This window comes from Agrilactobacillus fermenti (genome assembly GCF_021030645.1).
GTDB classification, from domain to species: domain Bacteria; phylum Bacillota; class Bacilli; order Lactobacillales; family Lactobacillaceae; genus Agrilactobacillus; species Agrilactobacillus fermenti.
Window position 1 is genome coordinate 13,192 of sequence record NZ_JACGCJ010000029.1, and the last position, 24,357, is coordinate 37,548.

Below are 24,357 nucleotides of genomic sequence, written 5' to 3' on the forward strand. Positions count from 1 at the left end.
GACATAGTTTGTGCACTGTAAATTAATGTTGCAAGTATGCAACATTTTTTCAGATCACTTTAACGATAAGCCTAGTAGTCTTAATTTAGCAAGAAAAATTAGACTACCAAGGGGATGCAGCTATGATCATGATTACCAATCGACAATCAGTTCGGCAAATCTGTAAAGATGTTGTCAATAATCTGCTTAGCAGTTTTAGTGGTGATATGTTTGCTTTTGCCATGGGTTTAATGTTGTTAGATGAAACAGGATTGGCCTTAAGCTTTGGGCTATCTATGGTAATTACGCCCATTGTCAATTTGGTTGGCTTCGTACCGATTGGTAATCTGGTGGATCAGCAACCACATAAACGCCTAATGATTATTTTTAGTTTAGTTCGTTTGCTGGCATTATTGGGTTATGCACTGGTTATCACGAAATTTACTGGACGCGCAAAGATCCTACCCACAATTATTTTTTTGGTGATCAATGCCTGGGCCACAACTGTTAATACCACCGCTTACACTGCAGCTGTTCAGGAATTGGTAAACGCGCAGCATATTCAATCACTTCAATCTTTAACCCAGGCGGCCGCTACATTTGCAAGTCTATTTGCGCCAGTCGTTGCTACGGTACTATATGATTGGATTGGCTTTGAAGGCTTTATTTTACTTGAATTTGCAGCAAATGTTGGCGCATTTTTATTGCTGCTATCGATGAAATTCTTTGATAATACGCCAACGTTGACAACAAATCCTGGACCGCGGTCACGTTACAAGCAATTTTTGAGTGGCACCAATTTTATACGGCAAAATAAATTTTTATTACTTATTGTCAGTTTGGCAATCTTGATCAACTTCTTTTATGCGGCACTCACAGTAGGGTTACCCTACGCCGTCATTCAAGTTGATCATTATGGAAAAGCTGCACTAGCTTTTCTTAATACACTCATAGCGGTTGGCTTGTGTATTGGTAATTTAAGTTTGAATTTTCTACCAAAGATCAAACGACTTAGTCCTATTTTATTAGTGAATACGATTGTTTTGGGTATCAGTTATATGGCACTTTTTACCGTTTTGGTTCTTAAATTATCACGGCCTTTATTTTATGGCCTAGGTGGTTTGGTGATGTTTCTAATTGGCCTAACTTTGGCGTTTTTAAATACACCGCTTATGGTTTATTTTCAGGAACATGTGCCTAAAAACTTATTGGGCCGCGTTGCTGTAACATTTACGACAGCCGTGCAAACGTCAATGCCCCTAGGTGCGCTTTTGTTTTCAAGTTTATTCCAATTGCCACACAGTCAATGGCTCTTTCTAGGCTGCGGTGGCTGCATTATTGCCGTTGCCGTAGCTTTCAGTAAAAGTGCTATTTTGAGCGAACATGACTTATCGTGACTTATAATGAAGTTTCAAAAAAACAGGCACAACAACGATGAGGGTTCACGTTGCTATACCTGTTTTTAGTTCTCGTTATTTTTGATTATAGTTTAAGACGCTGATGCCTTCATCAGTCAATTGAATGGTAGAAATGCCGCCATTCATTGGTGAAACCGTCACATCAAATTTCTTTTCACCGAATTTATCCACAATACTGCGAATCGTGGTGCCATGAGACACCATCAAAATTTTATCACCATCATGGGCTTGTTCACGCAGCCACTTGAAGCCTTTAGCCAAGCGCGTCCAATATTGAGTTGCGGTTTCGGCGTCCCCAAAAGGATCGGCTTGGTGGACAAAATCCTTGGCTTCATCTAAAGAGTAATCAGCGATGATGTCCTTAAAGGTTGGACTGCCATGGGGGGCACCGGCTGCAAACCAAGACTTCGCTGAGTCTTCACCTTCATAATAACCATAAAACTCTTCACGAAAAAGTGGTGTTTGTGAAAAAGGAACGTGGGTATTGATATTATGAGACAGGATGATTTCAGCCGTTTGAATAGCACGACCACGGTCAGATGAATAGCAATGCTGAAAAGTGACATTTTGTAGTCGCTTACCGGCTTTGTGGGCATCTTGAATCCCTTTTTCGGTCAAAGGGGAATCCGACCAACCTTGCATGCGATTGTAACGATTAAAATATGTTTGACCGTGGCGCACAAGATAAACAGTCACAGTTTTCATCATTATGGACCTCACTTGTTGTCTATTTCTGGATTAACTAATTTTGGGGGGGAGGTGATTTAAACGCGTTCATAGTGCCAATCGTTTCGCTTAACTACGAATTACTTGCAGGTGCAAGCACCTACTGCATAATCCTAGGTTAATGCTCAACGCTTACCCGGCACTATTTACGCGCTCCACTATAAACGCGTTCATGAAGCTAACTTTGTCACCTAACTACGACTTACTCGTGGGAAAGTTCTCCCATCACGTAAGTCTAGGTTGGTGCTCGAAAACTACCCGATGATTCTCACGCTCTATTTATTAAACGTGTCGTTTTCCACATCTTTAATGAATTGTTTTAAGTGGTCGAAGTAGACGGGGGCGTTATCGATCATGTGGTGGTGGCCGCCATTTGGCGTGGTAACGAGGCGGGCATTAGGGATGACTTTAGCCATACGTTTTGCAGAGCTGACGGGCATGGTTTCATGTTCACCAAAAGTCAACAAAGTTGGCACTTTAATATTTTGAATCTGATCACGCAAATCAAAGTCTTTTAATTTACCAGTGACGACGAACTCGTTGTCACCTTGGAAAGCATTGTAAACCGGTGTCGCCATGGTTGAAATTAAATGAGAGATTGCTGGTGGTTGTTTGCGGTCAACATAGCCTTTGTTCAAAACATCCACGTAGCTTTGGTAACGGGCATTATTCCAGTCGCCTTTGGCTTCACAATCCTTCATGAAAGCAACGGCATCTGCTGGCAAAGCCTCTTCCCGAACTTGATTGATATGTACCATATATTCGTCAATGTTATCGATCATACTGGAAACGATGGCACCTTTTAAATGTTGCCCGTATTTCAAAGCATACATCATGGTCAAAGCACCGCCCCATGATTGACCAATGAGATAAAAATTATCTAAACCTAATTTTTGCCGCACTTCTTCGACTTCATTTAAGAAATAATCATAAGTCAGATATTTTTCGGCAATTTTGGGGTCGGAATAGTCAGGTTGATCGGAATAAAATGAACCCAATTGATCGTACATGGACACTTGTACACCCAAATCAGCCAATTTTTCACCAAAGTTTTCCCAATATTCGTGGGTGCCACCAGGGCCACCATGTAAGCAGAGTAATTGAATGTCACCCTGACCTTGAGTATTGGTCCAAAGATGGTAACCATTATTTAATGTAATAATCGTTGTACCTGTCTTCATAAAATCCCTCATTTCTATAGCATATATTCATCTTACTATTTTTCTTTGGATTGCAAAATGGGTAATTGCCAATCATCAATTTCTGGCAAGTCAGTTTGATGGCTGGCTACATAGTCATTATGCGCAATTAACTGGTTAGTCATTTGTTTAAATAAATTACGGCCTTGTCGGGTGTCTAAACGATGCATAGCTATCAACGCCTGTTTGACTAATGTAAAGCGGTCAATACTATTTTGAACTCGAAGATCAAATGGCGTGGTCACACTGCCTTCTTCATGATAGCCGTTGATAAATGCTGGCTGATTCTGACGATTTAGCAATAAGCCTTGTAGTGTTAAGGGATAGCCATGAAAATTAAAAATGATCGGCTGTTGCTTGGTAAATAATTTGTTGTAGCCGGCTTCAGTTAAGCCTCGAGGATTGATGGTCGGATGTTGTAACCGTAACAAGTCTAGGATGTTGATCACGCGAATATTTAATTTTGGAAGTTCCTGTTTGAGAATGGTTGTCGCAGCGAGGACTTCTTCAAAAGGTTCACAGCCTGCCGCCGCAAAAATAATGTCGGGTTTCTCCGCAGTGTCGCTAGCCCAATCTACAATATCTAAGCCTTTTTGCTTCAATAATTGCGCTTCTTTAAGGGTAAACCACTGGCGAACGGGATGTTTTGGTGTGATCAGATAATTTACTTTCTGATGAGTTTTGATCATGTCATTAAAAGTGACCAGAGTTGTATTTACATCTACCGGCAAGTATAGCCGTACCAGTTCAGGATTTTTCGCTGCCAATGTATTTAAAAGCTCGGGGTTTTGGTGCGTTAGACCATTACTGTTTTGTTCCCATAACGTTGATGTGCCAATTAAATTTAGTGCGTTGATATCTTTGCGCCAAGCATGACGTGTCCCCTGGGTCAACCACTTCAAATGCTGGCTGACCATTGAACTCACAATCGGTAAGAAACCTTCGTAGGATACGAAAACGCCGCTGCCGCCCGTTTGTAAAAAGCCTTCTAATAAGCCTTCATCTAAGTGTTCAGACAGGACTTGATCAAGTAAGTGGTCTTTTAGAGCCACATCATTAGAAGCCGCTTCATCAGGGCTGAGGACTAATAATTGGTCTGGTTTTGGATTTTGCGCCGCAATCTGAGCTAGATATTGATTGAGTTTCTCAAGATTAGAAACTTTTTTTTGCCCCGGATGCTTCAATTGTAAAGCTGTTTTAGCCAAAGCATTGTGAACTTTAGGGGCCAGACCCACGCGATTGGTATAACGATTATCGCTGACATGATAGTTGGCTTCAGGAATCACAGCCGTCATGTCTTTCGGTCGAGCTTGGGCATCAAAAAGGTCAGCTGGGTGATAACTGTTTAGCCAAGTGGTCAATTGTTCAAGTTCAGAAGGATGCTGTTTGGGCGCCACGATTGGCAGCCGGTGACTGGCTAGCGTGCCAATCGTATCTTCAGGACCAGTCATGCCCTTAGGCGTTTGCAGAATAATAACGGGCCATTGTGCTTTTTTAAATAGGGCCATTGCTTGGTCCATAGCCGCTGCTAAATCACGATGTAATTGTTGATTAGCTGTTTTACCATGCACAATCAGCGGTTGATAACCCAGACTTTGAAAATAGGCTTTGAGTTGGGCATTATCCTTATGTGCTAACCAACTGGTGTTTTCCATAGTTAGCCCATTTAAAGTTACAATAGGGAGTACTTTGCCGTCTTTTTCACCTAACATCGTATTGGCTTGCCAGCTAGCTTGTAAGGGTCCAGTTTCAGCTTCGCCATCACCGATAATCGCGACGGTCAGTAGCTGCTGATGACCGATCACAGCACCAAAAGCGTGCGCCAAAACATAGCCCAGTTCACCACCAGGATGGATCGCACCGGGCACAGCGGGTTCAGGATGACTGGAAAAGCCAAACGGCACGGCGAATTGTTGACATAGTGTTTCTAAGCCGGTTAATGATTGATCCAGATCAGCATTGATTTTTACCAAATCATCATTTAAGTAAGCATTTGCTAAGGCAACGGCACCACCATGACCAGGGCCTTGTAAAACTAAGACCTGTTGTTGATATTTGTTGATCAAACGATTGATATGTGTATAAATTAAATTTTGTCCAGGAATCGTGCCAAAATGACCCAGAGGCTTTACTTTCACATCGTCAGCCACTAAAGGTCGGTTCAACAAAACATTGTGGTCTAAATAACTCATGGCGCCACATAGATAATTGGCTGCACGGAAATAACGGTCTAACTGTTCCAAATAATCGTCTGTATCAAAATTAGACATCCAATTAACACCTCCAATTGGCATTGGATACGTTTGCCTTACATTATACAAAACTTGAGGGAAATGAACATGTTTGAAATTAGATTATTCGAAAACAATGCCTGATTAGAAACAAAAAATGTGAGAACAGCGACAAAAGGTGCTTAGCGATAGTGATAATCTAATATATTGGAGCTTTTAAATTTGATATTCATACTTTTAAACGCAATCACAGGCAATCTCACGCTTTTAAACGCAATCACAGGCAATTAATTTTTGACCCCATGTTTTTTGTCACGACACCTGCAAAGTGGTAAAATTTTATGATCAACCTTAAGGAGGCAATACGACATTATGACACGGCAAAAACAATCACTTATCGCAGGGACTACGGCTTTGATCGGGTTTATCATCGGCCTGATGACGAAACATATTCTGACAGGTCTCTTTGTCGGTTTAGCTGTCGGTTACCTCATGACGTTTTGGATACCTTATTTTATGAAACGAAAACATTAGGCTAGGGATGATTTCATGACTGCATTACTCGTTGGTTTGGGTGGCATGTTGGGCGGTAGTTTGCGCTATACACTTGGGTTATTGGTGCCGGCACCTCATGGCTTTCCGTTAGCAACGTTAATGATCAATTTGGTAGGTGCCTTCTTTTTACCACTGTGGACCCAGTATCTGGGTTTGAAATTAAAGTTGCCTGAACGTTGGATCTTAGCCGGTGGTACCGGTTTTTGTGGTGCCTTCACAACCTTTTCTTCATTTAGTTTAGATGCATTGAAACTTCTACAACGTCAGCAGTTTGGGGCAGCATTCAGCTACATCTTAATTTCGGCCGTGGGCGGCTTGGGTTTGTCATTATTAGCTGTGACGATAGCCCAACATCAATACCATACAGGTGTTCACGAAGGCGACAACCAGTTACTGCAAGATATTGACAAAAGTGGGGTTAAAAAATGATGTATTTACTGGCCGCTGGTGGCGCTGGGCTAGGCGCAATGGGCCGTTATGGGCTGACAGAAGTCATTAAACGGCACAGCCACAGTCGCTTGCCATTAGCAACGTTATGGATCAATTGGCTGGGCAGTTTTTGTTTAGCCTTTATGTTTGGCTACCACCTGCCAGTGCAATGGTATCAATTTTTAGGCGTTGGACTGCTGGGCGGATTCACCACTTTTTCGACCTTAAATAGTGAACTATCAGGCTTATTATATGCCGGTCAATTCCGCATTTTTTTGAGATATTTTTTCTTGACCTATATTTTAGGCTTATTATTCGCTCTAGTGGGATTTTTAACCAGCTATAAGTGGCGTTGATTGCTGAAAAAAGCGAATTGTGTTAATATATTTTATTGCATTTTTCTTTTTAATTTCCAGTTTTGGGGTTAGGAGGCTAATCATGGCCGATAAAGTAAATGAGACGTTAAGTTCAGAACAAATAAAATTACAGGCGCAAGAACAAAAGCATCTGGATGGTGTGGTTGAAAAATTAAAGCACCGAGAAAATCAATTAGATAAAAAAATCAAACGTACCCAAGCTGAAGAGCAGGGCATCAATAAGACTTTTTTTGATGATGTGAAATTGAACTATGGCAGTGACACCACGAATATGGAAACCGCATTATCCATTCATCAACAGCAGCAGTTATTATTGGAACGTAATAATAGTTGGCGTTCTGCTGAAGAAGAGAAAGTCACCGTTCAACGCTTGGAACAGAATCCTTACTTTGCCCGGGTCGATTTCCATGAGCATGGGGAACCCCGAAAGGAAAAAATCTATATCGGGTTAAGTTCATTCACTGATGATAAAGGCAAGTTTTTGATCTATGATTGGCGGGCACCGATTTCTTCTATATATTATGAAGGTAAATTGGGGGAAGTCACTTATAACACACCAGACGGTGAGCAAACTGTGGATCTTTCTTTGAAGCGTCAATTCTTGATTAAAGATGACCAGATTCAATCTATGTTTGATACCACCGAAACCATTGGTGATCAGATGCTGTTGGAAGTTTTGGGTGAAAAGTCAACTCCACAGATGAAGAGCATCGTCACGACAATTCAAAAAGAGCAGAACCAAATTATTCGCGATACGGATGCCGATCTCTTATTCGTCCAGGGGGCAGCCGGTTCAGGTAAAACCTCAGCAGTTTTGCAGCGCGTGGCTTTCTTGCTCTATCGTTACCGCGGTAATTTAAGTGCGAGCCAAGTGATCATGTTTTCACCGAACCAATTATTTAATGACTACGTGGAAAATGTATTACCTGAATTGGGCGAACAAAATATGGTCCAAATGACATATGGTCAGTTCGTAGGTCGCCGGGTACCGCATTTGGATATTCAAAGTCTCAATGAACAATTCGAGGCTGAAAAGACTGAGACGCAAAAGCAGATCATTAATCTAAAATCTAGCTTGGCCTTTTTCAAAGCCTTGCAAGCTTATGCGGTTCATTTGGAAAAAGCAGACATGCGGTTTAAAGACATTAAATTCAAAGGTAAAGTTTATTATTCGAAACAAAAAATCAAAGAGATTTATTACAGCTTCAATGAGAACTATCATTTGGGCAATCGGCTCGATGGCACGAAAGAAAAGCTGATCCGCTCGCTCAATCATCGGATTGATAAAGAAACTAAGTCAGATTGGGTGCAAGAGGCCGTCCAAAATCTATCTCAAGATGATCTGCAAAAAATGTACACCACGGTCGATCAAGAGTTTAATTCTGGGGATGATGAATTCAAGTTCTTGGCGCGCCAAGTTGTGGTTCAACAATTAGAGTCCGTTCATCGAGCAATCAATAAGAACCAATTCTTAAATAGCCGGGCACAGTATCTAAACTTTTTGCGGATGATTCCCAAACTGCTAGATCTGAGCAACTATGGGTTAGACGAAGCTCAATGGACTGCTGAAGTTGAACGCGTCAAGACACACTTGAAGGCCCATGAGATGAGTATGCCAGATATTAGTGCCTATTTATTCCTTTACGATCAGATCACAGGCAAACATGGTAACCGGGATATTCATTTTATCTTCATTGATGAGATTCAGGACTATACGCCGTTTCAGCTGGCTTATTTGAAATATAATTTCCCGAAAGCACGGTTCACGATGCTAGGCGATCTCAATCAAGCTATTTTCACCAAAGATGCCAGTGAGGATCTGTTAGATCAGATCCAGACACTTTTCAATGGCAAAAAAATTAAAGTCGTGCAATTGACGCGTTCTTATCGTTCAACGCAGCCAATTACCGACTTTACCAAAGCTATTTTGAAAAATGGTCAAGAAATTGCTGCCTTTGATCGGCAAGGGCCTTTGCCAAATATCGTGCTAGCAAAAGATGAAACGCAATTAGTGACCGACATCTTAGCCCAATTAGCTCAGAATGATGCGCAGGAAATGAGCACAGCAATCATTACTAAGACCTTAGCGCAAAGTGAACAATTACAACAAGATTTGAAAGATCGCGGTCATGACATTACTTTGATCCGTTCAGAAAATCAGCGTTTGGCGGCCGGCGATATTGTCATTCCGTCTTATTTAGCCAAAGGTTTAGAATTTGACGCCATTATTGCTTATGATTTATCCGCTGAGAATTACCATGCTGAAGACGAACGCCAACTGGTCTATACGATTGCTTCTCGGGCAATGCACACGTTGACGATCACCGCGCAAAATCAGTTGACACCATTATTAGCTGATGTACCACAAACGTTATATACGCAGGGCGTTACGTCCGTTGTAGCCAATGATTGATTTGACGGCTAACGACTTGCGTTAAAATATCGTACCCACGATTTGTAAAATGGATCCCATCGGATTGTAATAATTCGTTGGGGTCTTTTTTAGTATGCATGGGCGTGTACAAATCACCTGTGGGCAGCTTATGTTTGGCACCATAAGTTAATAGGGCGTTAACGTAAGCTTGGATTTCAGCTTGGGTACGGTCACCTAAGCGTTTATCATCAGAGTATGGCGGTGAAATTAAGCTAACTTTATCAAGACCGATTTTTTGGCAAAGGGTGTCGATATTATGTACATAGTCTGCTGTTGTGATGGCTGTGTCCTTGGGGATGTCGTTAGCACCAAAATGGATCACAACTAAATCTGGTTTTTCATCTAATACTAAGCTTTGCAGCCAGGCCAGAGCAATGAGCGTCGTTGCCCCGGGGATCGCCGCGTTGACAATAGTGTCATTAGGGAATTGTTCCTGAATACGATCTTTAAAAATACTGCTGGTTAAACCTTGATGATAGCCAGCAAAAATAGAATCACCAAACAAAACGATTTTCATTTCAGTCACTCCTTTGACTGTTTCAAATTTATTATAGTACAAGTCCCGAGTTGAAAGCGGTTCTAAAAATATTCGTCAGAGTGATGCAAACCTTATTTTTTGCGGTATAATGTTTCTATTGCTTTTTATTATTTAATTGAAGGGTGTTCAAATGACAAACGCAAAAGAAATTACTTGTACGCAAACGCTAGCCATTTCAACCCATCGTGCTTTTCCAAGAGATTTGAATAACTATGGATTCATGTTTGGCGGCAAACTATTGGAGCTATTAGATGATGTGGCTTCGATCTCAGTTTCGCGATTTACCCGGCTGCCCAGCGTGACCGCTTCGATCGACCAATTTAATTTTATTCAGTCTTTTCAAAAGGATGACTCTGTTTGTATTGAGACTTACATTTCCGGCGCTGGTAAACGGTCGGTGGAGGTGTTTGCCAAAATCATTGGTGAAGCATTATTTACCGAAGAGCGCTATATTGGTGCTACTGCTTTTATGACGTTTGTTTTACAAGACCGAAAAACGGTCGATGCCTTGTTGGTACCAGAAACCAAGGAACAATTGGCAGTCACATCAGGTTATCCGCGGCGCCATGAGCTGCGCAAACAGGAGTTAGCAGATCACAAGGCCCTGTTCGCCCAGTTGGATACTCAGTTGCCTTGGACAAATTAGATTTGAAGTTGGGATAATATGGATTACGATAAAACTTACTACATGTTTGATCGTCAGCAGTGGCGGCAGTTTCATGGCAAATTAGGTGACAATCACATCACACAACAGGAGTTAGCTCAGGTCAAAGCCTTAAATGATAAGCTATCCTTGGAAGATGTGTCGGTAATTTATGCGCCGTTACGGCATTTGATTCATATTTTTTTGAATCAATTTCAGCGTCAACAGGGTGCCTTGGCTGATTTCTTGAATCGGTCGACGGAGCACGTGCCGTTTATCATTGGCATTGCTGGTAGTGTAGCCGTGGGTAAAAGTACCACTGCGCGGTTACTGCAATTGATGCTGTCTCGGGCTTATCCAAATTACAAAGTCCAACAGATCACTACGGATGGTTTTTTGTACCCTAATCGCGTTTTGGCTGAGCGCCATATTATGGATCGGAAAGGTTTCCCAGAGTCTTACGATATGGAAGCACTGATCAATTTTATGGATGCGGTCAAAGATAATGTGCCGAATGTTAAGGTGCCGCGTTATTCCCATCAAGTCTATGATATTGTACCTGGGGAGTATGATATTGTAGATCAGCCAGATATTTTGATTGTTGAAGGGATCAATGTTTTACAATTACCATCTAATGCGCCGGTTTTTGTAAGTGATTTCTTTGATTTTTCCATCTATGTGGATGCAGATCCTGATTTGATCGAGCAATGGTATCTGGAGCGTTTTGGGGTTCTGCTGGATACCGCTTTTACCGATCCTAATGATTATTATTACCAATATGCCATTGGTGATCGTGAGGATGCGTTTGCTATGGCTAAAGATGTCTGGCGTAAAGTGAATCTGACTAATTTAAAAGAATTTATTTTACCCACTCGTTCTCGGGCCGATGTGATTTTGCACAAAACCAAGCACCACTTGATCGATAAGGTTTATTTGCGGAAATTTTAAATAGGAAAAAATGAGAATCCGTTCACGATGATTGCTTTTTTCAGAAAATATATTTATTATGAGATTATTGTGTATGTGAAACGCGCTCACCCAATCAACCTTGGCACCTAACTTAAGTATCTTGTTGAAGCTTACGCTTCATCGGCGATACTCAGCGTTAGGGTTTCAAGGTTAACCGATTGGGCTCGCGCTCTACTAAATTAAGGGGTGTTCAGTTTGGCTTCTACCGATATGCAAAATATCGATAAAATTATTGTATTGGACTATGGTAGTCAATACAATCAATTGATTACACGGCGGATTCGTGAATTTGGCGTGTATTCAGAGCTATTACCACACACGATTTCAGCTGCTGAAATCAAGAAAATAGCGCCTAAAGGGATTATTTTCTCTGGTGGCCCGAACAGTGTGTATGATGATGGTGCCTTTGGAATCGATGAAGAGATTTTTAATTTAGGCATTCCAATTCTTGGTATCTGTTATGGCATGCAGCTCATGGCTTATAAGCTCAATGGCCGCGTTGAACCAGCTGATAATCGGGAATATGGAAAAGCTGATATCCATGTCACAGATGAAAGTGCGCAATTATTCAAAGATCTGCCAACGGATCAAACGGTTTGGATGAGTCATGGTGACTTAGTTCAAGGCGTCCCTGAAGGCTTTGAAATTGTGGCAACTTCACCAAACTGTCCAATCGCTTCGATGGCGGATGACACTCGTAAGTTTTACGGCATCCAATTCCATGCGGAAGTGCAAAATACCCAATATGGTCATGAAATTTTGAAGCATTTTGCTTTTGATATTTGCCAAGCTGAGGCAAACTGGAGCATGGCTGATTTTATTGACCAACAAATTGAAAAAATTCGCGCTACTGTTGGCGATAAAAAAGTCCTCCTCGGCCTTTCTGGTGGGGTAGACTCTAGCGTGGTTGGCGTCTTATTGCACAAAGCAATCGGCAATCAGCTGACTAGTATCTTTGTGGATCACGGCTTGTTGCGTAAAGGCGAAGCTGAACAAGTTATGGCCAGTTTGGAAGGTAAGTTTGGCTTAAACATCGTTAAAGTTGATGCCAAAGAACGCTTCCTTTCTAAGCTTGAAGGCGTTAGTGACCCTGAACAAAAACGGAAGATCATCGGTAATGAATTTATCCGCGTTTTTGATGACGAAGCTGCTAAATTAGACGGCATCGACTTCCTAGCTCAAGGGACGTTATACACTGACGTTATCGAATCCGGTACAGACACTGCCCAAACCATCAAGTCACATCATAATGTCGGCGGCTTGCCAGACGATGTGCAATTCCAATTGATCGAACCGCTTCGAACTTTATTCAAAGATGAAGTCCGTGAATTGGGCGAGAAGCTAGGTATGCCATCTGACCTTGTTTGGCGGCAACCATTCCCAGGCCCCGGTCTCGGTATTCGGGTGATCGGCGAAGTTACGCCAGAAAAACTTGAAATTGTCCGCGATAGTGATTACATTCTCCGTGAAGAAATCAAAAATGCCGGTCTAGATCGGGAAATTTGGCAATACTTTACGGTGTTACCAGGCTTCCGTTCCGTTGGTGTCATGGGTGACGGTCGGACCTACGACTACACCATTGGTATTCGTGGTGTCACTTCTATTGATGGCATGACGGCTGACTTTGCGAAGATTCCATGGGATGTTTTGCAAAAGATCTCGGTTAGAATCGTAAACGAAGTCGCACACGTTAACCGCGTTGTGTATGACATTACGAGCAAACCACCAGCAACAATTGAGTGGGAATAGCCTAGAACCATTCTTATCAATTTCAGCCCTGTATCAAGGTACGTTTTTCCTTGATATAGGGCTGTTTTTTTGTGGTTAAAAACTGATAGAAGATGATACAAGTTGGTAAAAATACGGTACATTGGACGGTACAATTTAAAATTTGTTATTTTGTACCGTCGAACATGCCCAAAGTATTGTCAACATTGGAATAAACCTTAAGTGAATTTGGCTGGTTTGGTCGAGTATAATCAGCTGTCATTTGAATGTTTTTATGACCTAACCAGTGCATGACATCGATCTGCGGTGTATTGGATGAAATAGCTTCGGTAGCGAAATAATGTCGTAACATATGGGGCGTGATATGAATACCAGAAGCTTTTTCAACTTTATGCATCACCCGATTGAGATGAGTTGGATGGAAAGGTTCACCTGAATCATTGAGCCAGACCCACTTTTTTGTGTCCGCAGAGATATTATTTCGCATACGTAGATTGTCTGCTGTTTGTAATGCGAATTTGATGTAATCAATGATTTCTCCACAAACCCAGATCGTTCTATATGATGATTTTGTTTTTAAAGTTGTACCATTTGGGAAGTCGGAGGTTCTTTGCAAATCAAAAGTAATTGAACAGATCTCACGCTGATGAACATCATCAAAGCCAAATTTAAACGATTCAGAACGTAGCCCCATCAACTCACCACGACGTTCACCTAGAGTACCAACGTAAACAAATGCCATTAAATATCTATCTAATATTTTATTAGCCGTTTTAATCCATTTATCAAAATCTTTTGGCTCAAGACTTAAGTCCTTTGGTTCGCGTCCACGAATCAGCATGCCTTTTAGCCTATTTTTATAAATAATGTCTTCATGTTCAGCGTCATTCATTACTTGTAACATAACAGAAGTAATTGTACGAATGGTCGATTTTGCTAAACCCTTGGTTGCTAAATTATCCAAAAAGTCTTGAAATTGTGATCTTGAAATTTCATCTAACTGTTTTTTACCGAATCTAGGTTTTAAATACTTTCTATAATAGTTTGTTGTGGTTTTACGAGTGGAGTCTTTCCATATTCCAAGCTGATATTTCTTTTGTGCAATGCGGTTAAAATAGGCATCAAGTGTAATATTGTTGGTAGCAATTAAGCCAATTTTGCCTTCAGATAGATCGACCTCAAATTTTTTTAAAACAACATCAGCGTCACGCCATGTTAAAAAACCAGATTTTGTGTACTCTTCTTTCTTTCCTTCACTTGTTGTAAAACCACGTCGAAGACCATACCGCTTGCCTCTTCGCGTTTCATATTCATAAATATTAGGATGCCGCTTTAGTAGTTTCCATTTTCGCATATTGGTTAAACCTCCATTTTGTTAATAAATTATATTAAAGTACACAAACGTATGTTCTTTTCGGGTGTTAAATAAAAGCCCAGGAGAGGGCTTGATTTATTAAATCATGATTCTTATTTCATACTATATTGGCTTTTACTAGCTAATGCATCATTTTCAAACGTCAGCTGGAAGTTGGCGCCTAAATCTCCTTGGATACCAGTCAAGTAGCTTGCTGTAACTGACTTATTACCACCAATTAATGATTCACTCAATCCGTCAGGTTCTCCGAATTGTTTTATTGCATCGTTATATGAAGTGCCATTTTGAATGGAATTAAATTGGTCAAGAGTTATCTTCTGTTTACGGCCTAGTTTGAATCCAGAAAGGGTCTTGTTGAATGCTTTGCCATCTGTAAAGGACAAGATCATTGATGAACCGAATTTGCCGTCAATATTTGTCCAAGTCAGTACATTAGTGTTGATATTTTGAGTGGTAGAAGAGCTTTCTGAAGAGGGTTTACCAAATTTAGCTTTAGCTTCGTCCATACTCAGACCACCATTACCTTGCTCCATAAGGTCGCCAACTTTTACAGCATCAAAATCGGCACGAGTTATTTTGGCTTTATTGTTATTTGTCGAAGAAGACGAAGAGGAATCTTGCTTTTGCACAGAACTAGATGATTGTGAAGAACTATTTGATGTATTTTGTTCTTGTGCTTGTTTCTTAGTTCCATTACCACCAAGACCACCACCAATAGCAATCAAAAGTATGATAACTATAAGCCAGAACCACCAGCGCTTATATAATGGCTTCTTGCCATTTGGCTGTTTCTTAGGTTGCTTATTTTTTGTGACTTTTCTACCTTTGTTGCTTTTGTGACTTCTGCTTCTACTTTCCATGTGGATCCCCCCAAATTTAAGTGAAAAAACTTGTACTTATGCATACGAGACTATTGATTTAAAAGCTTTTACTTTTGTTGCTGAAATTCTTCATTCGAAATGATTCCTTGATCTCTGAGTGTCGCTAGTTTTTGAAGCTCGTCAGCTGTTGAATAAGATGCATTTGAAAGATTGATATTCTGAACCTTTGACTGTTTTGCTGCTTGAAGCTTGAGCATGACGTACCGATGAAACTTCTCATACATCCTGACATTACTTTTTTTGAAGGCACGTAAAATAATTGCATTAGGGTCTTCGGCAGCATCCAACGTTGTCCCAACCCATCCAACCGCTTGATTTTTTGCCAGTTCTGCATTGGTAATAAATTGAATATAACCATTCAACATTAAATTTGGTTTTTTGTATTCAATTCCTTTTAAATCTGAATAAAATATTTCTTTTTCACCCTTAAAGCCTTGAAAAAGTAGACCACCAAAACTTTTTCTCGAGATATTAACATGGTCTTCATAGGCAGTTGCACGTCCGTTTACCCCAGTAATCGTAATTGGTTCTGGTTCGCTTCTCACTTCTTACACCTCCCTAAAATTAAAGACGCCTTATAGTTTGTTCAACTTGGTAAAAATACATTTCTGGAATATCAAAATACTCCAAGAAGTTAGAAACATTAATTTGCCAAGGACTGTCTAAATCTGCTTTATCCATATAAGACTTTACTAAGATATAAAGCGCGCCGTCATTTGCTTGCTTTTCAGATTTCAGTGTTGGTGTATAACTACTTGCATAATATGCTGCAGGTTCCTCTCCGAGAACATTATGTGTTAATTCATGTCCAATCAACATGTACTGAAAGGGGAGATGAACCGCAGAATTAATAAATATGACTCGCTGAATCGGATCGGAATACCCTAAGATGTTGCTTGGCAAGCGATCAGTTATATCAATATCAACATCGTAAAAATGGCACAGTCGAACTGGATCGGTAATGCCAGAATCATCTACCGAGTCAAGAAACTCATCCAAAGTATTATATTTCATCAAATCACCACACTAATCATTGTCATTATCGTGTTCAACACGATGGCGGCCCTTATTCCAGAAATAACCGATTAAAATATTCTGTATTGCTTCTCTATCTTTGTCAGTCACAGGAGTTTTTTCATATGTTAAGGGTTGTTGTTCAAGAATACGTTTTAGATCAGACACTTCACGTGACGTTGCATCCTTGGGGGTCTGGTTAATACCTAGTAGATAGTCGCTCGTCACATCAAAGTAATTTGCAATTTTTTGTAGCATTTCATAATCGGGTTGCCTTTTACCTTGCTCATATGAAGAATAGGTGGTTTTCGCAATGCCGAGTTGTTTTGCGAGAGCTTCCTGCGTTAGCCCTGGCTTAGACTTTCGCAATTCTTTTAATTTATCTGCGAACATTGAATAACCTCCTTTACATGTATTTTAGTACGCAAATCGCGTATTACAAAGATAAAAGAATAAAATACACAAAAAGAGTATTTAACTGTTGACTAAGTACGCAATGTGTATTATATTTATTTTTGTAATCAAGTACGCGCTTTGTACTACAAGGTGGTGATTAAATGGATAAAAAGACTAAACAGAGATTGTGGTTAAAACACGTTAGAGAGTCACGTGGAATGACGCAAAATCAAATGGCAAGTTATTTAAATATTCCTAAGACAACTTATTCTTCATATGAGCAAGGCTATCGAGACCCTGAAATTGCTAATGCTAAAACGATGGCTGAAAAATTAAAAATTAAATGGCCTATTTTTTTCGAGAGTGAAGTACGCGAATCGGATTATAAAAACGCCATGAATGAGGAGGTGACGAAATGAAATTAACAATTGAAGGTTCAGCCGATGATATTAAAAAAGTGCTCCAAGCTATTAGTGGTAGCGAGGGGCACTCAAAGCAAAAAAGCAATATTGAAAATTGGCTCAAACAGAGTGGAACTCAAATAGTCGGTGGAACAACTTTAAAGATTTAAACCACGATTCTTTCCAAAACTTTCATATTGAGAGAGCTTGATAGATTTTTTTAATTCTATTTCAAACTGCGTTTTCAGTTCATCGGAAAATTTAGGGAAGATATTCTTGATGACAAAGTCGACCATATCATCTGGTGTTGCGCCAACCATAGTATGTGTTTGTGCATCCAGATTAAATTCCGCAATTGTCTTTCCGATGGCTGTATAGAGAGAGTCTTCGGCATCTAAATGATATTCAATTTTCTCCAAAGTATAATCACCTCCTTCAGAAGTGATTATATCAAATGCTACCGATATTTAATTGTCAATGAGCGGAGGTGACGAAATGAATAAGAAAGAGAAAGTGAATTTTATTATTTTTAATAAAAAAGACGCCTTCATAATCAGTGCCATCAACACTGATAACAAATTGGCGTCCAAAATCAAGCAAACTAAGAAGGAAATTCAACTTCAAATTTTCCCGAGGAATTTCGGTTCAACGGATAATTAGTTTTTAACGAGATTTTATTCGGTTCTTGAATCATCAGAAATTTAAATCCTTTCGGAAATTCTTCATAAATAATTGTTCTGCTTGATTCATTAATAATTTACTTTCTAACTTCATTTATATCTTTGACCCACGATGTATCAATTTCAGCATTCGTATTAGAGCCAAACATATAAATATTTGTCAGTTCTGTTTCGTCAATTTTGATAATAGTCACCTCCTTTAGAAGTGATTATATCAAATACTACCAATATTTAGTTTTCAAAGAACGGAGGTGATCACATGGATAAAGAAACTCTGATTAATAAGCTATTGCACATCAATCCAACACTGCACCGCGATATTTTAGAAGATTTCTCAAGAGATGTTTTAGAAAAAGCGTACACGGAATTGCTTGAAGAACGTTCAGAGAATATTAGAGAACTCACGATCGGTATCTAATTGTTCTTATCATAAACCTGACCATCATCATATTGATTTTATCGTTAAATACAGTTTAGAAAATAGGCATTATATTCACATTAAAGAGGGTGTGGAACATGAGTGTAAACATTATTGAAGAATTTGATAATGCTCTAAACGCTACCGGCTGGACTAAATCACTTGTTGCTCAGTCAATACATGTAACACAAGCAGCGGTCAGTAACTGGTTAGCAAGAGGCGATATTCCTGCCGACATGCTTATAAAGTTAGGACGTGCTTTAAAGGACTATCGCTTCAGTCTTGCCATTGCAGAATATTTAACGGGGGTTCGCGTATTGTCTGATAAAAGATTACAAGATACACCACAAGCCCGATATTTTAGCCAAGCTAAAGAAGAGAATGATCGTAAGAAACTTGACCCCGAATTTACATTGTTACTTGGCAAGAACAAAGAAGATCGAACTGATACCGATCGGCGCCGCGTTTTAAAATATGTCAAAGAATTAGATGAGGAGATCGAAGAAAAAAGCAATTATAAAGCTGCAATTATGCGTGACTGGGAGCTTTACATTGATGAGGAGGTAATCTGATGGACGTGACTGTTGCACTTGGCGATGAAGATAATGAACAAGAAGTATTGATCAATGCTATTGCTGATCGCTTAGCTAAAAAAATGACACCGATTATCGAAAAAATCATTGAAGAAAAATTAACTCGTGAACGTGCGATGACACAAAGAGAAGTTGCAGAGCAGATACTGCATTGCGATCCATCAACAATTACTGATTATTATTTAGAACAGCCTGGTTTTCCATTTTTTGCAAAAGGCACAAAGAAGATGTTCTGGCCGGCTGCTGTTCGAGAATGGATCAATAACAATCAACAAAGCTTGATTTAGGAGAGTGAGAAATATGGGGTTAAAGAAAATTGATTTAAGCATGGAGGAATGGAAGATCCTTCTAAACATCATTCGTAACAATGAAAGAACGTTTTGGAAAATAAGGGGGCAACATTGATGAAGATTAATTGGAAACAGCACATGCAACAATGGCATGATCGTGAATTATCTCAGTTAGTTGTTAAAACAGCAGATGACCAGTTTCAAATTGAAAAACGTCGTCAGATCAACCGAGAACAATTGCCTTATGTACACAAAAAAGCCACCAGTGTTGGCGCACCGGCAGCTGAGACACATACATTCTTAAAATTTTAACAAACTAAGTATAGCAGAAAAGGTGAGTAAATGGAAAATCATCTTTCAAGATTCGTAGGTGAGCAACGTATATCGATTACACAGCTTTCAAAAGAAACGGGTATTTCCCGAAATACGCTCACTAGTATCTACTATGACCGAAACAGCATGATCAAATTTGATGTGATTGAAAAGCTTTGCGATTACTTTCAAGTACCTATGCATGAGCTTTTTGATTACTACCCAAAGAAGGAGATCGAATATGGATGGCAATGAAGCTTTTTATCAGGCGTGGTTAGAGGTTATGGAACGCGATGAACAAGATCAGGACGAATTAGACCGGATGGAAGAACAGGCTTATGAAGCCAAATATGAAGATGGAGATGAATGGTAATGGACGCAATGAAACAATCAGAGATCAATGAGATACAAAAAGATAAGAAATTACAAAGTGACGTTGATAAATTCAATGAAGGTGAGAAAACGCCTTGGTCAATCACCAATATCCACCAAGCTGACTGGGCATTACGCAAAATCGAAGCATTACAGGCTCAAATGAAGGAAGATAAAGCGCTATCGGATTCTGAACATTTACGAATCGAACAATGGTATCAGGACCAGACAAAAGGCAATCAAGATAGTATTAATTATTTTCAAGCGCAGCTGTTTCACTACTTGCAAGATCTACGTCAAGATGACCCCAAGGCACGTATCAAAACACCTCACGGTTCTGTTGGCACACGTAAAGGTAGCACTAAGCTAGTGGTTACAGATGAACAGAAGCTACTTGAACAGATCAAGCATACTGAACTGGCTGCCAAGGTCATCAAACAAACTATCAATCGTTCTGAACTCAAAAAAGTTACACAAAATGCTGATGGCAAAGTAGTAAACGAAGATGGCGAACCGCTTGAAGGCGTCGAATATCAGACTGGGGAAGAATCGTTAAATATTACTTGGCCACGAATCAAGGGGGATAAATAATCATGGAAAATAAAGAAGTGTCAGTCATGCCAACGACACCAAAAAATCAGCTAATGAATCTCATTGATAGTGATCAAATTGATTCTGTCGCACAACAGATCCAGACCATCAATAAATTTCAAACGATCGTTAGTAGCACTCTACAAAAAGGTAAGGATTTCGGTGAGATCCCGGGGACCACAAAACCAACGCTGCTTAAAGCTGGTGCAGAGAAGATCTTCATGCTGATGGGCCTAACTAGTAAATTCGATATCGTTGATAAGATTGAGGACTACGACAAAGGTTTCTTTCAATATCAATTCAAGACCACGCTCATCAAAGACGGCATGATCATTACTGAGGGCATGGGCAGTGCTAACACACGAGAACGTAAATACGTAAAAGGTGATCCTTATGACTTACAAAATACGATTTTGAAGATGGCAAAAAAGCGTTCTGAAGTCGATGCTGCTTTGACCGTGGCATCATTATCAGACCTATTTACCCAAGACATTGAGGATATGGACTTAAACCATAATGAGAAAGCCGCGACTATGACGGACAAAGAAGCAGCTAATTTCAAACTTACGTTTGGCAAATATCGTGACAAGACGTTAAGCGAGGTTTACAAGGAGAATGCTGGGTACCTTAACTGGTTGATTCAAAATAGCAAAAAACAAGATGTTAAGCGTGCCGCTGAATTGGTCGTTCAACAAGCCAAAAATCCTAAAACAAATACTTCTAACCCTGACCCTAACCAAAATGAACAACAAGCCACACACGAATCACACTCAGACATTAAAGAACCTATCAATGAAGCACAAAAAGAACAGATCAAAGACCTGATATTCAAGATCTCCGAATTACGTGGTATTGATGCAATCACTGTTATGCAAAGCTATAAGGCCGAGCACTACCAGAACTTTACGAATGCTCAAGCAGAACGATTCATCAAGAAGTTAGAGCAAGACAGCAAAAATGAAGTACCTAAAGAAGATATGAATCAGACAGAGTTAGATGGTCTTGAAGATCCATTTCAATAATCAATAGTTAAGTGGTGGGTGGGAGGTAAATCGGGAGGTGAAATATTGGCTATCTTTAGACAGATACCAACCGACTTTTGGATAGATGATTTTATTGGTGAGTTAGAGCCACTTCAGAAGCTTTTATATGTATATCTGTGGACTAACAAGAAAACGACCCAATGTGGCGTCTATCAGCTTAGTATGCGTTATACACAATTCGAAACAGGACTAGATAAAGACCAGATAATCAAATATTTAAAAGCATTTGAGACAGCTGGCAGAGTCTACTACAACCCTGAAAACAATGAAATCATGCTGAACCAATGGCTAAAAGTAAATTCTGCTAAGTCACCTAAGGTTGCCAAAGTAATCGACAATGAGTTACTTGATATCCAGACACTAGAATTTGGACAAGAAGTCATTAAAAAATGTCACGAATATGGTTATCCGATTGTCGACAAAACAGTGCCAAATTCAGAAAATAAAATACACTATCGATACCCTATCGATACAGTATCAAAAACTGAAAATAGGGTATCGCAAAAGAATATAAATCATAATATAAATCATAATCATAAAATAACAGAACAACAACAGGACAAAGGCACGTCAGCGAGCGTGAAAAGTTCTGAAGCTGATCAAGGCGTGACTAAGAGCACGAAAAAACCAGCTGCTGTTGCTCCTAAGGGAGTATATACCCTTTATCAACAAGTCTTTGGTGTGATGAACAGCATTGTCCAGACACGGCTTAACGACTGGGTGAACGATCTCGGTGAAGAGCTTGTGACCGAAGCTATGAATCGTGCTGCCCTAGCTGGTAAGACGTTTAGCTATGCGGACGGGATTTTGAAGCAATGGGATTCCAAAAACATTAGCACGATGGAGCAGGTAAAAGCTGATGACGTGGCACATAATAACCAAAAACGCCAATACCACAACCAGCGGTCAGCACAAGCAGTTGAGCCTGAGCCTGATTGGTTTAAAGAACAGCAGCAAGGGCAAGATCAACCTAAACAGCCAGAACCAAATTCGGAATCGGATTCCGATTTAGCCGCTATGTTCGCGGAATTAGAGCAGGCGAAATCTAAGAATAAACAGGAGGCGAAACATGATCAAACAAATAGCACACATACCTGATCTAGTTGCGGAGTGGATCGATGAGATTGCGCTACCTGAGTACTGCGACTCCACAACAGTTCGAGAGGTCATGCAGTCGATTGTTAACGATGCGGCGAAGCGTTTAGACACGCAAGAAAGCAATTATTTAGAGAGTGATCAGATGCTGATTGATATTTATGTTTTGAGCAAAGCTGGTCATTATCAGACGCACAAATATGTTCAGGAGGCTTTCGACTCGTGGAATTGAACGAACGGCAACGTGAATCAGATATTCAAGCCGATATCATTAAGGCACTAAACCGTCTGGGTTGTCACGTTTGGCGCACTAACGCTGGTAGTTTTAGCAAAGGCAACCGTCATATTGCTGGCCTACCAGCTGGATACCCAGACATTTCAGGTCATAGAGATTCAGATGGCAAAGCAATCTATATCGAAGTCAAAAATAAAACTGGCAAGTTGCGTAAAGTTCAAGAGCAATTTGCATTAAGAATTAAAGATGATGACGTGCTATACGGCGTAGCAAGGTCTGTGGAAGACGCTATCAAGATTGTGAGGAGATAGGGTATGAAGGTTGAAACATTAGCAGAGTTGGAGCTTAAACAGAGCTTTGAGAAAGCTCAATTCATTATCGATCACATGGATAATCGCCAACAGTCGTTACTGTTTGAACTCAGCACTCAAGCTTTTCTTGCAGAACGATTGATGGCAATAACTGGTAAAAGTTTTGATGTAAAGATTGGCAAAGTTAGCAGAAATGGCAAAATCATCTACATTTTGGAGATTTAATCGTGGAAGTTTGCAAGAATCGGGCGTTTTTATAAAAGTTTGGAAATAAAAAAGCATCCTAACTGCAATTAGGATACTTAGTCAGTTAATCTAGAGATTAGTTTTTATCTCTAGGTGGGAATGGATCATTACCGTAGCTGTTTTTCATTCCAATTTGACCATTTTTGTTTTGAACGATCAATTCTGAACTTTGGTTCTTTGCAATTTGCTTAGCAAAGTCTATTGCTTGAGTTTTGTTGGTGAAATTCTTAGTTGCCCTTGTTGAACCTTCGCTATGAACCTTCCAGCCAGAATTTGTTGGAGAAACCCACTGGTTTTTTGGCATATTATTGACCTCCATGATGTATTTCAATGGCTTCAACGAGATAGAAAGTGATAATTGGAGTTGCATTGATGGCCTACATCATACTGTATATAGGTTACAGAATTATTACAAATACAATATATTGTAATTACAGAGAAAGGGTTTTTGTAATGAACAACGGAAATAGTATTTGGAAAAAAATTGATAAAGCCCTGTTAGATAAGGGATTGAGCTTAACGCAATTAGCATTACAAATGAACGTTTATCCGTCTGTTTTGTCTGAACTTAAACAGGGAAGAATTAAGAAACCTAGTTTTGAATTGATGGTAAAAATAGCCGATGCATTGGACATCAGCTTAGATGAATTTAGGGAGGTAGATCATGAAAAAACTACAAAAAGGCGATGAAGTAACCGTACTTAGTTTTGGCGAAGGTAGGTACCGTAACCTGGTTGGTCAGATTCAAAAGTTATATGAGAATTCAGCAATGATATTGCTCAAAGATTCGGTAGAAATCGAAGGCGAATTGAGGAATAAGGTCGTTGTAAGTTTTCGTCGCTTAACTAAGTCGGGTAAACCTGTTATTAAAACATATG

The 24,357-nt window shown here is 39.9% G+C and carries 36 protein-coding genes; 25 read left to right on the top strand and 11 right to left on the bottom strand.

The features are described from left to right. Positions 1 to 122: 122 nt before the first annotated feature. The gene (locus FHQ08_RS10155; RefSeq protein ID WP_230914305.1) at positions 123 to 1,376 is read left to right on the top strand and encodes an MFS transporter; all 1,254 of its coding nucleotides are present in this window, start codon (positions 123 to 125) and stop codon (positions 1,374 to 1,376) included. Between the two features lie 75 nt (positions 1,377 to 1,451). Here FHQ08_RS10155 and FHQ08_RS10160 read toward each other — a convergent pair whose 3' ends face one another. The 3 genes from FHQ08_RS10160 to FHQ08_RS10170 form a co-directional block, all read right to left on the bottom strand. Continuing rightward, positions 1,452 to 2,102 (bottom strand): histidine phosphatase family protein, encoded by a 651-nt coding sequence (locus FHQ08_RS10160; RefSeq protein WP_230914336.1) that lies wholly within the window; start codon positions 2,100 to 2,102, stop codon positions 1,452 to 1,454. 296 nt (positions 2,103 to 2,398) lie between these two features. Further along, positions 2,399 to 3,304 carry a proline-specific peptidase family protein gene (locus FHQ08_RS10165; protein WP_230914306.1) on the bottom strand — a complete coding sequence of 302 codons (906 nt, stop codon included), beginning with the start codon at positions 3,302 to 3,304 and terminating at the stop codon, positions 2,399 to 2,401. A gap of 35 nt (positions 3,305 to 3,339) precedes the next feature. After that, the gene (locus FHQ08_RS10170; protein WP_230914307.1) at positions 3,340 to 5,592 is read right to left on the bottom strand and encodes a phosphoketolase family protein; all 2,253 of its coding nucleotides are present in this window, start codon (positions 5,590 to 5,592) and stop codon (positions 3,340 to 3,342) included. Between the two features lie 333 nt (positions 5,593 to 5,925). Here FHQ08_RS10170 and FHQ08_RS10175 point away from each other — a divergent pair, with 333 nt between their 5' ends. The 4 genes from FHQ08_RS10175 (at position 5,926) to helD (ending at position 9,327) form a co-directional block, all read left to right on the top strand. Further along, complete coding sequence (locus tag FHQ08_RS10175; protein ID WP_230914308.1) at positions 5,926 to 6,087, top strand: hypothetical protein; 162 nt, start codon at positions 5,926 to 5,928, stop codon at positions 6,085 to 6,087. Positions 6,088 to 6,102: 15 nt separating this feature from the next. After that, entirely contained in the window at positions 6,103 to 6,537 is a 435-nt protein-coding gene (gene crcB, locus FHQ08_RS10180) for a fluoride efflux transporter CrcB (protein WP_230914309.1), read from the top strand. Next, positions 6,534 to 6,893: a fluoride efflux transporter FluC gene (locus tag FHQ08_RS10185; RefSeq protein ID WP_230914310.1), complete on the top strand. Its 360-nt coding sequence runs from the start codon at positions 6,534 to 6,536 to the stop codon at positions 6,891 to 6,893. The genes crcB and FHQ08_RS10185 overlap by 4 nt, the downstream gene beginning before the upstream one ends. An 82-nt stretch (positions 6,894 to 6,975) precedes the next feature. Further along, a complete protein-coding gene (helD, locus tag FHQ08_RS10190) occupies positions 6,976 to 9,327 on the top strand; it encodes an RNA polymerase recycling motor HelD (protein ID WP_230914311.1) in 2,352 nt (783 codons plus the stop codon). Here the strand turns inward: helD and FHQ08_RS10195 are convergent. Continuing rightward, positions 9,302 to 9,865: an SGNH/GDSL hydrolase family protein gene (locus FHQ08_RS10195; protein ID WP_230914312.1), complete on the bottom strand. Its 564-nt coding sequence runs from the start codon at positions 9,863 to 9,865 to the stop codon at positions 9,302 to 9,304. The two genes, helD and FHQ08_RS10195, sit on opposite strands and share 26 nt — an antisense overlap. 151 nt (positions 9,866 to 10,016) lie before the next feature. Between FHQ08_RS10195 and FHQ08_RS10200 the strand changes: the two genes are divergently transcribed. The 3 genes from FHQ08_RS10200 (at position 10,017) to guaA (ending at position 13,247) form a co-directional block, all read left to right on the top strand. Beyond that, positions 10,017 to 10,532, top strand: coding sequence for an acyl-CoA thioesterase (locus tag FHQ08_RS10200; RefSeq protein ID WP_230914313.1), 516 nt, complete (start codon positions 10,017 to 10,019; stop codon positions 10,530 to 10,532). Positions 10,533 to 10,550: 18 nt separating this feature from the next. Continuing rightward, positions 10,551 to 11,477: a type I pantothenate kinase gene (gene coaA / locus FHQ08_RS10205; protein WP_407929212.1), complete on the top strand. Its 927-nt coding sequence runs from the start codon at positions 10,551 to 10,553 to the stop codon at positions 11,475 to 11,477. 231 nt (positions 11,478 to 11,708) lie between these two features. Continuing rightward, a complete protein-coding gene (gene guaA, locus FHQ08_RS10210) occupies positions 11,709 to 13,247 on the top strand; it encodes a glutamine-hydrolyzing GMP synthase (RefSeq protein ID WP_407929214.1) in 1,539 nt (512 codons plus the stop codon). A 145-nt stretch (positions 13,248 to 13,392) separates the two neighbouring features. On the opposite strand, the gene FHQ08_RS10215 is transcribed toward guaA, so the two are convergent. The 5 genes from FHQ08_RS10215 to FHQ08_RS10235 form a co-directional block, all read right to left on the bottom strand. Further along, positions 13,393 to 14,580, bottom strand: coding sequence for a site-specific integrase (locus FHQ08_RS10215; protein WP_230914315.1), 1,188 nt, complete (start codon positions 14,578 to 14,580; stop codon positions 13,393 to 13,395). Positions 14,581 to 14,693: 113 nt separating this feature from the next. After that, on the bottom strand, positions 14,694 to 15,461 hold the full coding sequence (locus FHQ08_RS10220) for a DUF3862 domain-containing protein (RefSeq protein WP_230914316.1): 768 nt from the start codon (positions 15,459 to 15,461) through the stop codon (positions 14,694 to 14,696). 68 nt (positions 15,462 to 15,529) lie between these two features. After that, positions 15,530 to 16,027 carry an SHOCT domain-containing protein gene (locus FHQ08_RS13220; RefSeq protein ID WP_230914317.1) on the bottom strand — a complete coding sequence of 166 codons (498 nt, stop codon included), beginning with the start codon at positions 16,025 to 16,027 and terminating at the stop codon, positions 15,530 to 15,532. A 19-nt stretch (positions 16,028 to 16,046) separates the two neighbouring features. Then, entirely contained in the window at positions 16,047 to 16,496 is a 450-nt protein-coding gene (locus tag FHQ08_RS10230; protein WP_230914318.1) for an ImmA/IrrE family metallo-endopeptidase, read from the bottom strand. Between the two features lie 12 nt (positions 16,497 to 16,508). After that, on the bottom strand, positions 16,509 to 16,889 hold the full coding sequence (locus tag FHQ08_RS10235; protein WP_230914319.1) for a helix-turn-helix domain-containing protein: 381 nt from the start codon (positions 16,887 to 16,889) through the stop codon (positions 16,509 to 16,511). Positions 16,890 to 17,053: 164 nt separating this feature from the next. Between FHQ08_RS10235 and FHQ08_RS10240 the strand changes: the two genes are divergently transcribed. Next, positions 17,054 to 17,311: a helix-turn-helix transcriptional regulator gene (locus tag FHQ08_RS10240; protein WP_230914320.1), complete on the top strand. Its 258-nt coding sequence runs from the start codon at positions 17,054 to 17,056 to the stop codon at positions 17,309 to 17,311. Next, positions 17,308 to 17,463: a hypothetical protein gene (locus FHQ08_RS10245; protein WP_230914321.1), complete on the top strand. Its 156-nt coding sequence runs from the start codon at positions 17,308 to 17,310 to the stop codon at positions 17,461 to 17,463. Before FHQ08_RS10240 ends, FHQ08_RS10245 begins: the two co-directional genes overlap by 4 nt. On the opposite strand, the gene FHQ08_RS10250 is transcribed toward FHQ08_RS10245, so the two are convergent. Further along, a complete protein-coding gene (locus FHQ08_RS10250) occupies positions 17,452 to 17,712 on the bottom strand; it encodes a hypothetical protein (RefSeq protein ID WP_230914322.1) in 261 nt (86 codons plus the stop codon). The genes FHQ08_RS10245 and FHQ08_RS10250 overlap by 12 nt on opposite strands. Before the next feature lie 76 nt (positions 17,713 to 17,788). On the opposite strand from FHQ08_RS10250, the gene FHQ08_RS10255 reads away from it, so the two are divergent. From FHQ08_RS10255 to FHQ08_RS10305, 13 genes are all read left to right on the top strand, one after another. After that, positions 17,789 to 17,953 (top strand): hypothetical protein, encoded by a 165-nt coding sequence (locus tag FHQ08_RS10255; protein WP_230914323.1) that lies wholly within the window; start codon positions 17,789 to 17,791, stop codon positions 17,951 to 17,953. Between the two features lie 279 nt (positions 17,954 to 18,232). Beyond that, complete coding sequence (locus tag FHQ08_RS10260) at positions 18,233 to 18,391, top strand: hypothetical protein (protein ID WP_230914324.1); 159 nt, start codon at positions 18,233 to 18,235, stop codon at positions 18,389 to 18,391. A gap of 98 nt (positions 18,392 to 18,489) precedes the next feature. Beyond that, positions 18,490 to 18,963 carry a hypothetical protein gene (locus FHQ08_RS10265; protein ID WP_230914325.1) on the top strand — a complete coding sequence of 158 codons (474 nt, stop codon included), beginning with the start codon at positions 18,490 to 18,492 and terminating at the stop codon, positions 18,961 to 18,963. Beyond that, complete coding sequence (locus FHQ08_RS10270; protein WP_230914326.1) at positions 18,963 to 19,271, top strand: hypothetical protein; 309 nt, start codon at positions 18,963 to 18,965, stop codon at positions 19,269 to 19,271. The genes FHQ08_RS10265 and FHQ08_RS10270 overlap by 1 nt, the downstream gene beginning before the upstream one ends. 117 nt (positions 19,272 to 19,388) lie before the next feature. After that, entirely contained in the window at positions 19,389 to 19,586 is a 198-nt protein-coding gene (locus tag FHQ08_RS10275; RefSeq protein ID WP_230914327.1) for a hypothetical protein, read from the top strand. A 30-nt stretch (positions 19,587 to 19,616) separates the two neighbouring features. Beyond that, complete coding sequence (locus FHQ08_RS13315; protein ID WP_407929213.1) at positions 19,617 to 19,841, top strand: helix-turn-helix domain-containing protein; 225 nt, start codon at positions 19,617 to 19,619, stop codon at positions 19,839 to 19,841. Beyond that, complete coding sequence (locus FHQ08_RS13040; RefSeq protein ID WP_269073935.1) at positions 19,828 to 19,959, top strand: hypothetical protein; 132 nt, start codon at positions 19,828 to 19,830, stop codon at positions 19,957 to 19,959. Before FHQ08_RS13315 ends, FHQ08_RS13040 begins: the two co-directional genes overlap by 14 nt. Beyond that, positions 19,959 to 20,549, top strand: coding sequence for a host-nuclease inhibitor Gam family protein (locus tag FHQ08_RS10280; RefSeq protein ID WP_230914328.1), 591 nt, complete (start codon positions 19,959 to 19,961; stop codon positions 20,547 to 20,549). Before FHQ08_RS13040 ends, FHQ08_RS10280 begins: the two co-directional genes overlap by 1 nt. Positions 20,550 to 20,551: 2 nt before the next feature. Next, complete coding sequence (locus FHQ08_RS10285; RefSeq protein ID WP_230914329.1) at positions 20,552 to 21,571, top strand: exodeoxyribonuclease X C-terminal domain-containing protein; 1,020 nt, start codon at positions 20,552 to 20,554, stop codon at positions 21,569 to 21,571. A 45-nt stretch (positions 21,572 to 21,616) separates the two neighbouring features. Beyond that, positions 21,617 to 22,690 (top strand): DnaD domain-containing protein, encoded by a 1,074-nt coding sequence (locus tag FHQ08_RS10290; RefSeq protein WP_230914330.1) that lies wholly within the window; start codon positions 21,617 to 21,619, stop codon positions 22,688 to 22,690. Next, positions 22,662 to 22,919, top strand: coding sequence for a hypothetical protein (locus FHQ08_RS10295; RefSeq protein WP_230914331.1), 258 nt, complete (start codon positions 22,662 to 22,664; stop codon positions 22,917 to 22,919). The genes FHQ08_RS10290 and FHQ08_RS10295 overlap by 29 nt, the downstream gene beginning before the upstream one ends. Further along, a complete protein-coding gene (locus tag FHQ08_RS10300; protein ID WP_230914332.1) occupies positions 22,910 to 23,233 on the top strand; it encodes a VRR-NUC domain-containing protein in 324 nt (107 codons plus the stop codon). The genes FHQ08_RS10295 and FHQ08_RS10300 overlap by 10 nt, the downstream gene beginning before the upstream one ends. Before the next feature lie 3 nt (positions 23,234 to 23,236). Beyond that, positions 23,237 to 23,458 (top strand): hypothetical protein, encoded by a 222-nt coding sequence (locus FHQ08_RS10305; protein WP_230914333.1) that lies wholly within the window; start codon positions 23,237 to 23,239, stop codon positions 23,456 to 23,458. 97 nt (positions 23,459 to 23,555) lie between these two features. Here FHQ08_RS10305 and FHQ08_RS10310 read toward each other — a convergent pair whose 3' ends face one another. Beyond that, on the bottom strand, positions 23,556 to 23,783 hold the full coding sequence (locus FHQ08_RS10310; RefSeq protein ID WP_230914334.1) for a DUF2188 domain-containing protein: 228 nt from the start codon (positions 23,781 to 23,783) through the stop codon (positions 23,556 to 23,558). Between the two features lie 149 nt (positions 23,784 to 23,932). Between FHQ08_RS10310 and FHQ08_RS10315 the strand changes: the two genes are divergently transcribed. Together FHQ08_RS10315 and FHQ08_RS10320 are read left to right on the top strand one after the other, a co-directional pair. After that, entirely contained in the window at positions 23,933 to 24,169 is a 237-nt protein-coding gene (locus FHQ08_RS10315) for a helix-turn-helix domain-containing protein (RefSeq protein WP_269073936.1), read from the top strand. Next, positions 24,144 to 24,357 (top strand): hypothetical protein (locus FHQ08_RS10320; RefSeq protein WP_230914335.1); only part of this gene is annotated, 214 nt, incomplete at its 3' end. The genes FHQ08_RS10315 and FHQ08_RS10320, both read left to right, overlap by 26 nt.